A 14,538-nucleotide genomic window follows, 5' to 3' on the forward strand; every position below is an offset into this window, starting at 1 on the left:
CATGCCCGGAATGACGCTCCTCCGGCGACTTGGCCCCGGAGGTACCCCTGTTGAGCAGCCCCAGTCGATCGTAAATAGCGTCCATAGGGTGCAATTTTCGGCCAAGTTAGCCGACACTGGGAGGGCACGAATCGCCCGGACCCAGAAGGGGCAATGCTGGACATCGGGTTACTTGTGCGTGTACATGTGGATGCATTGATAGTGGCGCAGAATCACATGGGGGTTTGCGGTGCTATTCGACGAATCACACCGGTCGGAGAGCTGGCTGCCATGAGCGCCCCACACCTGCCGAAAGTGGCTGGAATCGATCCAGAGGTTACGGTTTCAACACAGACTCGCGCTCCTTTGACGGAGGTCCCGGGACCTCCCGGGCCCTTCCTCCAGGACCGGCTCGCGGGCTGGGTCTCGGACCTCACCACCCTGCACGAACTCACCGAGCGGCTGGCCGGGACGAACACCCTCGACGACGCCCTGAACGAACTGCTGCACGCCGGAGCCGCCCTCGTCGGCGCCCGCCGCGGACTTCTCGTTCTGGAACCCGCGAACGGTGAGGGCCCCTCCGCCACGGTCGGCCTCGGGCTCAGCCGCGCCGACCTCGGCCACCTGGAGACCGTGCCGCGCGCGGCCACCGCACTCGGCCGGGCCCTCGACGGGCCGCCGGACACCGCGGACGGGATCGCCAGCCCCGACCTGCTCGGCGAGAAGGACCTCGACCCCCGGCACCGCGAGGTCGCCATCCGGCTCGGCTACGCCGCCAGTTACGCCCTGCCGCTCGCCTCCGGGCCGGCCGGCCGCCTCGGCGCTGCCGTCTGGCTCTACGACGAACCGGCCGAGCCCGCACAGAAGCAGCGCCACCTCGCCGGCCTCTACGCGCGCTACGCCACCGAACACCTGGCCCGCCTGATCGAGCTGGAGCACGCCCGCGCGTCCGTCGCCGCCGTCGCCGAGGAACTGCTCCCCAGCCGACTGCCCCGGATCCCCGGCGTCCGGCTCGCCGCCCGGCACCGCACCGGCCCCCGGGGCGGCGGCGACTGGTACGACGCGCTGCCGCTGCCCGACCGCGCGCTCGGCCTCGCCGTGGGCTCCGTCGGCGGGTCCGGACCGAGCGCCATGGCCGCCATGGGCCGGCTGCGCGCCAGCCTGCGGGCGTACGCCGTGATGGAGGGGGAGGACCCCGTCGCCGTCCTCTCCGACCTGGAACTGCTGCTCCGGCTGACCGAACCCGCGCGGACCGCGACCGCCCTCTTCGCCTACTGCGAGCCGGCCGCCCGCAAGGTCGTGCTGGCCGGGGCCGGGCACACCCCGCCCCTGGTGCTCGGCGAGCGGCGCTGCGCGTTCGTCGAGACCACGCTCTCCGCCCCGCTGGGCATGCTCGCCTGCTGGGAGGCGCCGAGCGTGGAGTTCAGCCCGGCACCAGGCGAAACGGTGCTGCTCTACACGGACGGGCTGCTGCGCCGCACCGGGGACGCCATGGACCGGGCCTTCACCCGGCTGCACTCCGCCGCCGCCTCCGTACCGAAAGCGGAACGGAACGATCCGGCGGCCGTCGCGGACCACGTCCTGCGCACGATGCTTCCCGACGGCCTCGACCGGAACGACTCCGCCGAGGACGTCGTGATCCTCGCCGCCCACTTCGACTGACCGCGCACCGCGGCGGGCCGCCGCTGCGACCGCCCCCTCACCCCCGCCCCGCCCCTCACCCCATCGCCCGTCACACCGACCGACCGGCGTTCCCGACCGACCGCCGCTTCGGCTCGCCGCCCCCGTCCGCCCGGCCGACCGCGCCGGCCCGTCGACCGGCACTCCGGCCGATCCGGCGGCAGTCTCCGGTAACAGGTCCTTCGGCCCTGGGCCCCCTTCCGTACGCCCGTACGATGGTGATGGTCCAGTGTCGTACCCCAAGGAGAAAAACATCGTGTCTGAGGAGCTCGTCCCGGAGAACCCGGAGCAGGAGACCGAGGAGAACGAAGCAGAAGCGGTCAAGCAGCGGAAGAACGGCCTGTACCCGGGCATCTCCGACGAGCTCGCCGACAACATGAAGTCGGGCTGGGCCGACACCGAGCAGCACGGCCTCCAGCCGATCGCCCAGGCCGAGCACACCGCCGCCCGGCGCGCCGCGCTCTCCGCCCGCTTCCCCGGCGAGCGCCTGGTCATCCCCGCGGGCAACCTGAAGACCCGCTCCAACGACACCGAGTACGCCTTCCGGGCCTCCACCGAGTACGCGTACCTCACCGGTGACCAGACCCAGGACGGCGTGCTCGTCCTGGAGCCGAAGGACGGCGGCCACGAGGCGACCCTCTACCTGCTGCCCCGCTCCAACCGGGAGAACGGCGAGTTCTGGCTCGACGGCCAGGGCGAGCTGTGGGTCGGCCGGCGGAACTCCCTCTCCGAGGCCGAGCAGCTGCTCAGCATCCCCACGAAGGACGTCCGTGAGCTGACCGCCGCACTGACCGAGGCCACCGGCCCGGTCCGCAACGTGCGCGGGCACGACCCGTCCGTCGAGGCCGCCCTCACCGACAAGGTCACCGCGGAGCGCGACGAGGAGCTGCGCGTCTACCTCTCCGAGGCACGCCTGGTGAAGGACGCCTTCGAGATCGCCGAGCTGCAGAAGGCGTGCGACGCCACCGCGCGCGGCTTCGAGGACGTCGTGCGGAGCCTGGACAAGGCCGAGGCGACCAGCGAGCGCTTCATCGAGGGCACGTTCTTCCTGCGCGCCCGCATCGAGGGCAACGACATCGGCTACGCCTCGATCTGCGCCGCCGGCCCGCACGCCACCACCCTGCACTGGGTCCGCAACGACGGCGACGTCCGCTCCGGGGAGCTGCTGCTCCTGGACGCCGGCGTGGAGACCAACGACCTCTACACCGCCGACGTGACGCGCACCCTGCCGATCAACGGCACGTTCTCGCCGCTCCAGCGCAAGATCTACGACGCGGTGTACGAGGCCCAGGAAGCGGGCATCGCCGCCGTGCGGCCCGGCGCCACCTTCCGCGACTTCCACGAGGCCTCGCAGCGCGTCCTCGCCGAGAAGCTCGTCGCCTGGGGCCTGCTCGGCGACCTGGACGTGGAGAAGGTCCTGGAGCTCGGCCTCCAGCGCCGCTGGACCCTGCACGGCACGGGCCACATGCTCGGCATGGACGTCCACGACTGCGCCGTCGCGCGCACCGAGGCGTACGTGGACGGCGTCCTGGAGCCGGGTGTCTGCCTGACCGTGGAGCCGGGTCTGTACTTCCAGGCCGACGACCTGACCGTGCCCGAGGAGTACCGGGGCATCGGCGTCCGGATCGAGGACGACATCCTCGTCACCGAGGACGGCAACCGGAACCTCTCCGACACGCTGCCCCGGCAGGCGGACGAGGTCGAGGCCTGGATGGCGCGGCTGAAGGGCTGACCCACCGCCGTACCTCCCGTGGGGGCGCGCCGTTCACTACACCGTGAGCAGCGCGCCCTCGCGCCATTTCAGGACCTTGTCGAAGCGCACCACCGCGCCGTGGCCCGGCCGGTTGCCGAACTGGACGTGGTCGGAGAGCTGCTGGATGAGGTCGAGACCCCGGCCGCTCTCGGCTTCGTCGTCCCGCGCCGGGAGCGGGGACGGCAGGTGCTGCGGGTGCTGTTCGGTGGGCGCGGCTGGGCGAAGCGCGCGGCGGGCGGGAAAGCCCGGCCCCGAGTCGCTGACCTCGATACGGCATTTCTCGCCGTCCAGATAGGCCGTGACCCGGTACTGCCCGGAGTCCGCGGCGGGGCGTCCGCAACCGGAATCCCCCGGCTCCCCGAGAACCATCCGGTCGCCGCCGTGTTCGACGGCGTTCGCACAGGCCTCGCTGAGCGCGACCGACAGGTCGAAGGAGATGTCCGGATCCACCCCTGCGGTTTCCATGGTGCCGAGCAGAAAACGACGGGCGAGCGGGACGCTCGCAGCTTCGCGCCGCAAATGGAGAGACCACCAGATGCTCATCTTTCAGCCTCCTGGCTGCGGCTCGACGTATCGATACGTATTGCCGCCCTCGACACTTCGTAAGCACGGATCGGGTGGGAAAGCCCTCATACGGCGGATGTGGATATTCGGCCGCCCGGTGTATGGACCTGCCCGGCACCAGGTCACCGGGGGTCCCTCCGGTGACCTGGGACGCGCTCCCCCGGTCCGTACATCCCCCGCGAACGGGCTCAACAAGCACGGTTGGGGACGGAGCCTGATCTTCCGGACCTGCCGTACCGGACAGGGGGGTGCAGTGCGATGATGTTCCGGCCATGTCCACGCCTCTCGCACACGCAGGAGCCGGTCTGCGGCTCATGAGGGCCGCGGTGTTCACCGCGGTCTGCGTCGTGCTGTCCGCGGCCGGACACGCGCTCGCCGCCGGAGCGCCCGTCCCCGCGTGGACCCTGCTCGCCGGATTCCTCGGCGTCCTCGCCGTCGCCACGGCCCTCGCCGGACGGGAACGTTCCCTTCCGTCGATCGCGGGCGCGCTGGCCGGCGGGCAGATCCTCCTGCACGTGCTGTTCGCGTACGGCAGCCACGCCGGGGCCCCGGCCGCCGCGGCGCCCACGGGCGGCGACAACCCGGTCATCCGGTTCGCCGCCGGTCTCGTCTGCGGTGCCGGACCGGAGCAGCTGAGCGCGGCGGACGCCCACCGCATCGTCTCCTCCGCCGGCATCGACCCGTCGACGCTCGCGGCGGGGTCCCACGGCCACCTCGCGGACGGTGGTGTCGCCGGAGCGGTCGGGACCGCCGCGTCGGCGGCCCCGGACGGCGCCTGGGGAATCGCGCAGCTCTGCGCGACGGTCTCCGCGCTGCTGCCGAGCCTGTCGATGTTCCTGGCCCACGTCCTCGTCGCGCTCGCCACCGGGTGGCTGCTGCGGCGCGGCGAGATCGCCCTCTTCGGGCTGGCCCGGCTCTCCGCGCACAGCGCCCAGGCGCTGGCGGCCGGGGCCCGGCTGCGGTCCCTGCGGGCCGCGCTCGCCCTCGTCCGCGCGCTGCGGGCCGGGGAGCGCGAGCAGCTCATGGCCGGGCCGCGGGTTCCGCGCCCCTCCGACGACGTGCCGGTACCGGCCGCCGGGGATCCTCTGCAGCACCTGGTGATCAGGCGCGGGCCTCCGGCCCCGTACGCCCTCGCAGCCTGACGCGACGCCTCCACCGAACCGACGGGAACCGTCCGCGCACACCCCTGTGCGCGCACGCCCGCGGAACCGGACCACGAGGCGTCGTGATGCCGCCGCGCACCCGCGCGCCGGACCACCGTGTTCCGTTTCCCCAGTGGAGATTCCTGCCATGAAGCTTTCCCGTATCGCCCTCGCCGGCGGCGTCGCCGCGTCCACCGTCCTGCTGATCGCCGGCCCGGCCGCCGCCCACGTCAGCGTCCAGCCGGTCGGCGAGGCCGCCAAGGGCGGATACGCCACGCTCAACTTCAAGGTCCCCAACGAGCGCGACCAGGCCTCGACGGTGAAGCTCGAAGTCAACTTCCCGGCCGACCACCCGCTGTCCTCCGTCACCCCGCAGGCCGTCCCCGGCTGGAAGATCGACATCACCAAGAGCAAGCTCGACAAGCCTCTTGAGGTGCACGGCAAGAAGATCACCGAGGCCGTCTCCAAGGTGACCTGGACCGCCGACGAGGGCGAGATCGCCCCCGGCTACTTCCAGCAGTTCCCGGTCTCCGTCGGCGCGCTTCCCGAGGACGCCGACCAGCTCGTCTTCAAGGCGATCCAGACGTACGACAACAAGGAAGTCGTCCGCTGGATCGAGGAGCCCACGGCCGGCGGCGAGGAGCCCGACAGCCCGGCCCCCGTCCTGAAGCTGACCGCCGCCGCCGAGGACGGCCACGGCGGCGGCGCCGCGGACGACGCCGGGAAGACCGACGACCACAAGGCCGCCGACGCCGACGCGTCGGCCAAGGAGAGCAGCACCGCCGCGTCCTCCTCCTCCAGCGACACCACCGCCCGCACGCTGGGCATCATCGGCATCGTCATCGGCATCGGCGGCATCGCGTTCGGCGTACTCGCCGGACGTCGCCGCTCGGCCTGACCGGCCGGTTCCCTCACCCGCACCACGTTCAGGACATCTCTTTCATGCGCAACAGAAAAGCAGTGACGGCCGTGGCGTTCGCCGCCGCGGCCGCACTGGCCCTCTCCGCCTGCGGCACCGGTGACGACAAGGCGGGCTCATCGGCCGTCGCCGACGTCAGCGCCGCGCCGAAGGACAAGGCCGCGACCGTCCTCGACCAGCCGTTCACCAAGCCGAACCTCGTCCTCACCGACACCGACGGCAAGGAGTACGACCTCCGCGAGGCGACCCAGGGCAAGCCGACGCTCATCTACTTCGGCTACACCAACTGCCCCGACGTCTGCCCGCTGACCATGAGCAACATCTCGCTCGCCAAGCGGGAGCTGCCCAAGGCCGACCAGGAGAAGCTCCAGGTCGTCTTCGTCACCACCGACCCCGAGCGCGACACCCCCGCCTCGCTCGGCAAGTGGCTCTCCGCCCAGGACCCCACCTTCACCGGTCTCACCGGCGACTTCCCGACCATCCAGGCCGGGGCCCGGCAGATCGGGATCGGCATCGACGCGCCGAAGAAGGAGAAGGACGGGACCGTCGTCTCGATGCACGGCGCCCAGGTCATCGCCTTCTCCCCGAAGACGGACGAGGGCTATGTGCTCTACGGCGAGGACACCTCCGCCGAGGAGTACGCGAAGGACCTCCCCGAGCTGATCAAGGGGGAGACGCCGTGAACCGCCGCCGCACGGCTCTCGCCGGCGTCCTCGCCCTCACCGCGGGGGCGGCGCTGGCCGGGTGCTCGTCGGACGGCGCGCCCGATCTGAAGGTCGTCGGCGCGTATCTGCCGCAGCCCGTCAGCGACATGGCCGCCGGGTTCCTCGTCGTCCAGAACAGCGGCGATGCCGGGGACCGGCTCACCTCGGTGACCAGTCCGCTCTCCGACGACGTCACGATCCACGAGACGAAGAACCAGAAGATGCGCGAGGTCTCCTCGTTCGAGGTGCCCGCGAACGGCGAGCTCGATCTCGAACGCGGTGGCAACCACATCATGTTCATGAAGCTCAAGCAGAAGCCCAGACAGGGCGAGAAGGTCTCCGTCGAGCTGCACTTCGAGAAGGCCGACCCGATCAAGGTCGACCTGCCGGTGAAGGAAACCACCCACAACCCGAAGAAGCAGTGAGGGACTGAATCGATGTCTGCCACCGCCCCGTACGCCGGGCCGTCCCGGATACGACGGCCCGTCGCCGCCGCCGCGCTCCTCGCCGCACTGGTCAGCCTGGTCTTCGGGCTGCTGCTGGCCGGCGCGGGCTCGGCGTCCGCGCACGCCGCTCTCACCGGGAGCGACCCCGGGGACGGGGCGGTGGTGGACACCGCACCCAAGGAGGTCACCCTCAGCTTCTCCGAGGCGATCGCCGTGGGCGACGACTCCATCCGCGTCCTCGACCCCAACGGCAAGCGCGCCGACACCGAGGCCGAACCGCGCGACCTCTCCGAGGGCTCCACCGTCCGCTACGGCGTCGCGCTCCACTCCGGCCTGCCGGACGGCACCTACACGGTGGCCTGGCAGGCGATCTCCGCCGACAGCCACCCCATCTCCGGCGCGTTCACGTTCTCCATCGGCGCCCCGTCCGAAACCACGGTGGCCCTGTCCTCCCAGGACGTGGGCGGCGGCCCGGTCGGCGTCGTCTACGACATCGCGCGCTACGCCGCCTACGGCGGGTTCGTGCTGCTCGTCGGCGGCAGCGCGTTCGTCCTGGTCTGCTGGCGGCGGGGCGCGTCCGCCCTGCCGATGCAGCGGCTCGTGGTGCGCGGCTGGCTCACGCTGACCGCGGCGACCCTGGTCATGCTGCTGCTGCGCAACCCGTACACGGGCAGCGGGAAGTTCGCCGACGCCTTCGACCTCGCCGGACTCCAGTCGGTCCTGGACACCAAGCCCGGCGCCGCCCTCGTCTCCCGGCTGCTGCTGCTCGGAGCCGCCGCCCTGTTCATCGCCGTGCTGTTCGGCACGTACGCCCGGCGCGAGGACGAGCGGGAGAAGAAGGACCTCACCTTCGGCCTGGCCGTCGGCGGCGGGGTCGTCGCGGCCGGCATCGCCGCCACCTGGGCGATGTCCGAGCACGCCTCGACCGGCATCCAGGCGTCCATCGCCATGCCGGTGGACGTGGCGCACCTGCTGGCGGTCGCCGCGTGGCTCGGCGGACTCGCCTCGCTCCTGGTGGCGCTGTACCGCACGCCGGACATCGGGAGCGCCGCGGTCCGGCGCTTCTCCACGGTCGCGTTCGCCAGCGTCGTGGTCCTGGCGGCGACCGGGATCTACCAGTCCTGGCGGCAGGTCGGCTCCTGGTCGGCGCTGACCGGGACGCGCTACGGGCAACTGCTGATCATCAAGGTGGCGCTGATCGCCGTCCTGCTCGCCGTCGCCTGGTTCTCCCGGCGCTGGACGGCACGGCTGACGGACACCGCCGCCTCGTCCGACGCCGAGGGAGCCACGGCGGAGGACGCCCCGACCGGGCCGGAGGAGACCTCCCCGGCCGCGTCCGACGAGACCTCCGACGACGTCGCCCCCGAGCGCGCCGCGCAACTGGCCCGTCAGCGGGCCGTGCTGACCGCGACGAAGAAGAAGCGGATACGGGACGCGGACCCGGAGCGCTCCGGGCTGCGCCGCTCGGTCCTGGCCGAAGCCGCCGTCGCCGTCGTCCTGCTGGCCGTCACCACCATGCTGACGTCCACGGAACCCGGCCGTACGGAGGAGGAGGCCGCGGCCGGCGCCACGGCGGCCACCGCCCCCGCCGCCGGCGGCCCGGTCAACCTGAGCATGCCGTTCGACACCGGCGGCGAGCAGGGCAAGGGCACCGTCCGCATCGACATCGAGCCCGCGCGCACCGGGTCCAACGACCTGCACGTGTGGATCGACGGCAGCGACGGCGAGCCGATGGACGTGCCCGAGCTGAAGCTGGCCCTGACCCTGGAGTCGAAGGACATCGGCCCGCTGCCGGTCGTCCCGGACCGGCTGGCCGAGGGGCACTGGACGGCGAGCGGCGTACAGATCCCGATGGCCGGGGAGTGGAAGGTCGACGTGACGGTACGGACCTCCGACATCGACCAGGTCACCATCGACAAGAACGCGAAGATCGGCTGAGCACGGTGAGCAAGACCCAGAAGCAGACCCTGGCCAAGACCGCCGCCACCGGTCCCCCGGGCAGCCCCGCCACCCGCTCCCCGGGCGCCGGCACCGCCGGTGGTACCGGCGTGTCGCGGCGGCGGCTGCTGGGCACGGCCGGTGCGGCGGGCGCCACGGGGCTGGTGCTGGGGGCCGCGGGCGGGGCCGCCGGGTACGCCGCCACCCGCCCCGAGGAGACGGCCGCGCTGACGACCGTCGGGGCCACCGAGGCGATGTTTCACGGGAAACATCAACCGGGGATCACCACTCCGCTGCAGGCCCGGGGCCACCTCGTCGCGTTCGACCTGGCGGCCGGCGCCGGGCGCAAGGAGGCGGCGGCGCTGCTGCGACGCTGGTCGGCGGTGGCGAAGGAGCTGATGGCGGGCCGTCCGGCGGCGGGCGGCCCGGACGGCCCCGGGCACGACACCGGGATCGCCCTGGACGCGGGACCCTCGTCCCTGACAGTCACCTTCGGCTTCGGCCGTACGTTCTTCGCGCGCACCGGGCTGACCGCCCGCCTGCCGGCCGCCCTCGACCCGCTGCCCGCGTTCTCCGCCGACGCCCTCGACGCCGGCCGGTCCAACGGCGATCTGTGGGTGCAGATCGGCGCGGACGACGCGCTGGTCGCCTTCCACGCGCTGCGGGCGCTCCAGAGGGAAGTCGCGGACACGGCACGCGTGCGGTGGCAGATGAACGGTTTCAACCGCACCCCCGGCGCGACCGCCCGCCCGATGACCGCCCGCAACCTGATGGGCCAGATCGACGGGACCGGCAACCCGAAGCCGTCCGAGGAGGACTTCGACCGGCGCGTCTTCGTCCCCGCCTCCCCCGGGAAGCCGCAGGAGTGGATGGAGGGCGGTTCGTACGCCGTCGTCCGCCGGATCAGGATGCTCCTGGACGACTGGGAGAAGCTCCCGGTGGACCGCCAGGAGCGGGTCATCGGGCGGCGCAAGGCGGACGGGGCGCCCCTGAGCGGGGGAACCGAGACCACGGAGATGGACCTCGACAAGGCCGGCCCGGACGGCAGGCTCGTGATCCCCGACAACGCCCACGCCCGGATCTCCTCGCCCGAGAAGAACGGCGGGGCCGCCATGCTGCGCCGCCCGTTCTCGTACCACGACGGCATCGCGGAGGACGGGGCCCCGGACGCCGGGCTCCTCTTCATCTGCTGGCAGGCGGACCCGTTCCGGGGCTTCGTGCCCGTGCAGCGCAAGCTCGACCGGGGCGACGCGCTGTCGCCCTTCCTCCGGCACGAGGCGAGCGGGGTGTTCGCGGTGCCGGGCGGGGCGGCGGAGGGGGAGTACGTGGGACAGCGGCTGCTGGAGTCGTAGGCCGCTGGGTGCGTGGGGCGCTGGGTGCGTGGGGCGCTGGAGTCGTGGGGCGAGTGGAGTCGTGGGAGGCACCCGCACGGCGAACGCCCCGCGTCCACACCCCCGTCCCGTCCCCGGGCCACCCACGCCCTGCGTCCGCGCGGTCGGCCCCTCTTTCGTGCGCGCTTCCGTTCTCGCGGCCGGTCCCGCTTCCGGCCGGCCGCGCGGCGCGGGTCCTCCCGCACCCTCCCGACCGCATTCTGAGACAGCGCGGCGGGCCTCGCGGGGCGCACTAGGGTGACCGTATGTCAGCCACGCGCTACGCCTATCTCGGTCCCGAGGGCACCTTCACCGAGGTCGCCCTCCGTACGCTCCCGGAAGCCGCCACCCGGGAACTCGTCCCGATGGTGTCCGTGCCGGCCGCCCTGGACGCCGTGCGCAACGGCGAGGCGGCGGCGGCGCTCGTACCGATCGAGAACTCGGTCGAGGGCGGCATCACCGCGACGCTGGACGAGCTGGCCGGCGGGGACCCGCTGATGATCTACCGCGAGGTGCTGCTCTCCATCACCTTCGCGCTGCTGGTACGGCCCGGGACCAAGCTGTCGGACATCAAGACGGTCACCGCGCACCCCGCCGCCCAGCCGCAGGTCCGCAACTGGATGGCGACCCACCTCCCGGGGGTTCTGTGGGAGTCGGCGGCGTCCAACGCGGACGGCGCCCGACTGGTCCAGGAGGGGCGGTACGACGCCGCGTTCGCCGGAGAGTTCGCCGCCGCCACCTACGGCCTGGAGCCGCTGGTGACGGAGATCCACGACGCGGAGAACGCCCAGACGCGCTTCGTCCTGGTGGGCCGGCCCGCCCGGCCCTCCGCGCCGACCGGCGCCGACAAGACCTCCGTGGTGATCTGGCTGGGCGACGACCGCCCCGGCGCCCTCCTGGAGCTGCTCCAGGAGTTCGCGGTGCGCGGCGTCAACCTGATGCTCATCCAGTCCCGCCCGACCGGCGAGGGCATCGGCAACTACTGCTTCGCCGTGGACGCCGAGGGACACATCTCGGACCGGCGGGTCGGGGAGGCCCTGATGGGGCTGAAGCGGATCAGCCCGAAGGTGCGGTTCCTCGGCTCGTACCCGCGGGCCGGTGTCTCCCCGGACGAGGTGGGGCCGCTGCGGGAAGGCACGTCGGACGCGGCGTTCACGGAAGCGTCCGACTGGCTGGCGCGCAGCCAGGACGGCCGGATCTGACAGAGGGGCGGAAGAGATCCCGGCGCGAAGGCTCCCGGAGCGAAGGCGCCGGGCGCGGCCCGGGTGGCCTTCTTGCGCGCTCCGCAGTGGTGCGATCTACAGATAGTCACGCACTCCGGAAAGTTATCCACAGGATGGCTCTCGCCTTGGGGACAAGTCGACACCGCAATGCGACATCATCGACAAATCAACCCAGCCGCCCTGGGGTCATCCACAGAGACGCAAGGCGCCGCGGTGCGCCCACGCCGCCCTCATTCCCTTGATCAACTCTTCCAGACGGTGAATTCCCACCCGAACGAGCACACGGAACGGGTTTGGGTGGGGATTACGCGGAACTTCGCCCGAGTTCCGGAGTAAATGCCCTCCGGCATCCACAGAACTTCCACACAGCCTGTGGATAACTATTCCGAAACAGAAACCCCTGTGGACAACAGCGGCCGACGCGCCCCCAACTCCCGCCCCGCTCAAGGCGGGTACGTCAAGGCAGGTCACACCTTCTGCCCTGTTCAGGGGAGTTAACCACCGTTATTGACACCCCCTCGGACCCCCTCCGCACCCTCACCGCACCGGTGCGGGATCGGCGCCGATACCGATACCGGGACCGGCGCCGACGTCGGAGCCCGCACCACCGGCGATTCCCCTCAGAAATATCAATTCCGGCAATTCGGTCAAAGTGACACGCTCGGCGATATCGGTTCGAGTACGAGATCCGCGCACCGGTAGCCTGGAGGGGTGATTGACCTTCGCCTGCTCCGTGAGGACCCCGACCGTGTTCGCGCCTCCCAGCGCGCCCGTGGAGAGGACGTCGGCCTCGTCGACGCCCTGCTCTCCGCCGACGAGCTGCGCAGGTCGTCCGGCGTCCGCTTCGACGAACTCCGCGCCGAACAGAGGTCGCTCGGCAAGCTGATCCCCAAGGCCACCCCCGAGGAGCGCACCGAGCTCCTCAAGAAGGCCGAGCAGCTCAAGGCCGACGTCAAGGCGGCCGACGCCGCCCAGGACGAGGCCGCCGCCGACGCCAAGCGCCTGCTGCTCCAGCTCGGCAACATCGTCCACGAGGACGTGCCGGTCGGCGGCGAGGAGGACTTCGTCGTCCTGGAGACGCACGGCACCATCCGGGACTTCGGCGCCGAGGGCTTCGAGCCCAAGGACCACCTGGAGCTCGGCGAGGCGCTCGGCGCCATCGACATGGAGCGCGGGGCCAAGGTCTCCGGCTCGCGGTTCTACTACCTCACCGGCGTCGGCGCGCTCCTGGAGCTCGCCCTCGTCAACGCGGCGATCGCGCAGGCCACCGAGGCCGGCTTCGTCCCGATGCTCACCCCGGCGCTGGTCCGCCCCCGCGCCATGGAGGGCACCGGCTTCCTCGGCCAGGCCGCGGAGAACGTGTACCACCTGGAGAAGGACGACTACTACCTGGTCGGCACCTCCGAGGTCCCCCTCGCCGCGTACCACATGGACGAGATCATCGACGCCGACAAGCTGCCCCTGCGGTACGCCGGGTTCTCCCCGTGCTTCCGCCGGGAGGCCGGCACGTACGGCAAGGACACCCGCGGCATCTTCCGCGTCCACCAGTTCGACAAGGTCGAGATGTTCTCGTACGTCGACCCCGCGGACGCCGAGGCCGAGCACCGCAGGCTCCTGGACTGGGAGAAGCAGTGGCTCACCGCCCTCGAACTGCCCTTCCAGGTGATCGACGTCGCCACCGGTGACCTCGGCTCCTCGGCCTCGCGGAAGTTCGACTGCGAGGCGTGGATCCCGACCCAGGGCAAGTACCGCGAGCTCACCTCCGCCTCCAACTGCGACGGCTTCCAGGCCCGCCGCCTGTCCGTCCGGATGCGCGAGGGCAAGAAGGTCCAGCCGCTGGCCACGCTGAACGGCACGCTCTGCGCCGTACCGCGCACGATCGTGGCGATCCTGGAGAACCACCAGCTCCCCGACGGTTCGGTCCGGGTGCCCGAGATGCTCCGTCCGTACCTGGGCGGGCGCGAGGTCCTGGAACCGGTCGCCAAGTGACCTTCCCCTACAAGCTCGTCGCGACCGACCTCGACGGCACGCTGCTGCGCGGGGACGACACGGTCTCCGAGCGCACCCGCGAGGCTCTGGTCGCCGCCACGGAGGCCGGCGCCGCGCACATCATCGTCACCGGCCGTGCGGTGCCCTGGACCCGGCACATCCTGGACGACCTCGGTTACGAGGGGCTCGCGGTGTGCGGTCAGGGCGCGCAGGTCTACCACGCGGGCGAGCACAAGCTGCTGACCTCGCTGACCCTGGACCGGCAGCTCGCCGGTCTCGCGCTGTCCAAGATCGAGGCGGAGGTCGGCCCGCTGCACCTGGCCGCCAGCCGCGACGGCCTGGACGGCGAAGTGCTGGTGGGTCCCGGCTACCAGGTGCAGGAGGGGCCGCTCCCGTACCTCTTCGTGGACGACGCCACCGAGATGTGGACGGCCCCGCTCAACAAGGTCTACATACAGCACCCGGAGCTGGACGACGACGCGCTGGCCTTCGCCGCGCGGGCGGCGGTCGGCAGCCTGGTCGACGTGGTCATGGCCGGGGCCGGTGTGGTCGAGATCCTGCCCCTGGGCCTGAGCAAGGCGACCGGCCTCTCGCTGGCCGCCCGTCGGCTCGGCGTGAAGGCGGCCGACACCATCGCCTTCGGTGACATGCCGAACGACATCCCGATGTTCGGCTGGGCCCACCACGGCGTGGCCATGGCCAACGCCCACGAGGACCTGAAGGCCGTCGCCCACGAGATCACGGCGTCCAACGACGACGACGGCATCGCGGTGGTGCTGGAGGACCTGCTCCGCTCGGCGCCCGTTCAGTAGGACGCCCACCCGGCGGCGC

At 71.8% G+C, this 14,538-nt stretch carries 12 protein-coding genes; 11 read left to right on the forward strand and 1 reads right to left on the reverse strand.

Annotated elements, in window-relative coordinates; all coding sequences use genetic code 11:
- Positions 1-153 precede the first annotated feature (153 nt).
- Positions 154-1,641, forward strand: coding sequence for a PP2C family protein-serine/threonine phosphatase (locus DTB53_RS15090; protein WP_172595263.1), 1,488 nt, complete (start codon positions 154-156; stop codon positions 1,639-1,641).
- A 274-nt stretch (positions 1,642-1,915) separates the two neighbouring features.
- Complete coding sequence (locus DTB53_RS15095; RefSeq protein WP_012380038.1) at positions 1,916-3,391, forward strand: aminopeptidase P family protein; 1,476 nt, start codon at positions 1,916-1,918, stop codon at positions 3,389-3,391.
- 36 nt (positions 3,392-3,427) lie between these two features.
- On the opposite strand, the gene DTB53_RS15100 is transcribed toward DTB53_RS15095, so the two are convergent.
- Positions 3,428-3,955 (reverse strand): ATP-binding protein, encoded by a 528-nt coding sequence (locus DTB53_RS15100; RefSeq protein WP_012380039.1) that lies wholly within the window; start codon positions 3,953-3,955, stop codon positions 3,428-3,430.
- Between the two features lie 293 nt (positions 3,956-4,248).
- Here DTB53_RS15100 and DTB53_RS15105 point away from each other — a divergent pair, with 293 nt between their 5' ends.
- The 9 genes from DTB53_RS15105 (at position 4,249) to DTB53_RS15145 (ending at position 14,519) form a co-directional block, all read left to right on the forward strand.
- Positions 4,249-5,118, forward strand: coding sequence for a hypothetical protein (locus DTB53_RS15105; RefSeq protein ID WP_012380040.1), 870 nt, complete (start codon positions 4,249-4,251; stop codon positions 5,116-5,118).
- Between the two features lie 148 nt (positions 5,119-5,266).
- Positions 5,267-6,016 (forward strand): YcnI family copper-binding membrane protein, encoded by a 750-nt coding sequence (locus tag DTB53_RS15110; protein ID WP_012380041.1) that lies wholly within the window; start codon positions 5,267-5,269, stop codon positions 6,014-6,016.
- Positions 6,017-6,060: 44 nt separating this feature from the next.
- A complete protein-coding gene (locus DTB53_RS15115; RefSeq protein ID WP_003967810.1) occupies positions 6,061-6,720 on the forward strand; it encodes an SCO family protein in 660 nt (219 codons plus the stop codon).
- The gene (locus DTB53_RS15120; protein WP_012380042.1) at positions 6,717-7,166 is read left to right on the forward strand and encodes a copper chaperone PCu(A)C; all 450 of its coding nucleotides are present in this window, start codon (positions 6,717-6,719) and stop codon (positions 7,164-7,166) included. The genes DTB53_RS15115 and DTB53_RS15120 overlap by 4 nt, the downstream gene beginning before the upstream one ends.
- Before the next feature lie 12 nt (positions 7,167-7,178).
- On the forward strand, positions 7,179-9,125 hold the full coding sequence (locus tag DTB53_RS15125; protein WP_012380043.1) for a copper resistance CopC/CopD family protein: 1,947 nt from the start codon (positions 7,179-7,181) through the stop codon (positions 9,123-9,125).
- 5 nt (positions 9,126-9,130) lie between these two features.
- The gene (gene efeB, locus DTB53_RS15130; RefSeq protein ID WP_012380044.1) at positions 9,131-10,477 is read left to right on the forward strand and encodes an iron uptake transporter deferrochelatase/peroxidase subunit; all 1,347 of its coding nucleotides are present in this window, start codon (positions 9,131-9,133) and stop codon (positions 10,475-10,477) included.
- A gap of 284 nt (positions 10,478-10,761) precedes the next feature.
- Positions 10,762-11,697, forward strand: coding sequence for a prephenate dehydratase (gene pheA / locus DTB53_RS15135; RefSeq protein WP_003967814.1), 936 nt, complete (start codon positions 10,762-10,764; stop codon positions 11,695-11,697).
- Positions 11,698-12,429: 732 nt separating this feature from the next.
- Entirely contained in the window at positions 12,430-13,707 is a 1,278-nt protein-coding gene (gene serS / locus DTB53_RS15140; RefSeq protein ID WP_003967815.1) for a serine--tRNA ligase, read from the forward strand.
- Positions 13,704-14,519: an HAD family hydrolase gene (locus tag DTB53_RS15145; RefSeq protein WP_003967816.1), complete on the forward strand. Its 816-nt coding sequence runs from the start codon at positions 13,704-13,706 to the stop codon at positions 14,517-14,519. The genes serS and DTB53_RS15145 overlap by 4 nt, the downstream gene beginning before the upstream one ends.
- Positions 14,520-14,538: the final 19 nt, after the last annotated feature.

It is taken from the genome of Streptomyces griseus, assembly GCF_900460065.1.
Taxonomy (GTDB): Bacteria; Actinomycetota; Actinomycetes; order Streptomycetales; family Streptomycetaceae; genus Streptomyces; species Streptomyces griseus.

Coding starts and splice junctions, on each gene's coding strand:
- DTB53_RS15090 (WP_172595263.1), top strand. CDS start 154: ATGCTGGACATCGGGTTACTTGTGCGTGTACATGTGGATGCATTGATA.
- DTB53_RS15100 (WP_012380039.1), bottom strand. CDS start 3,955: ATGAGCATCTGGTGGTCTCTCCATTTGCGGCGCGAAGCTGCGAGCGTC.
- DTB53_RS15105 (WP_012380040.1), top strand. CDS start 4,249: ATGTCCACGCCTCTCGCACACGCAGGAGCCGGTCTGCGGCTCATGAGG.
- DTB53_RS15110 (WP_012380041.1), top strand. CDS start 5,267: ATGAAGCTTTCCCGTATCGCCCTCGCCGGCGGCGTCGCCGCGTCCACC.
- DTB53_RS15115 (WP_003967810.1), top strand. CDS start 6,061: ATGCGCAACAGAAAAGCAGTGACGGCCGTGGCGTTCGCCGCCGCGGCC.
- DTB53_RS15125 (WP_012380043.1), top strand. CDS start 7,179: ATGTCTGCCACCGCCCCGTACGCCGGGCCGTCCCGGATACGACGGCCC.
- pheA (WP_003967814.1), top strand. CDS start 10,762: ATGTCAGCCACGCGCTACGCCTATCTCGGTCCCGAGGGCACCTTCACC.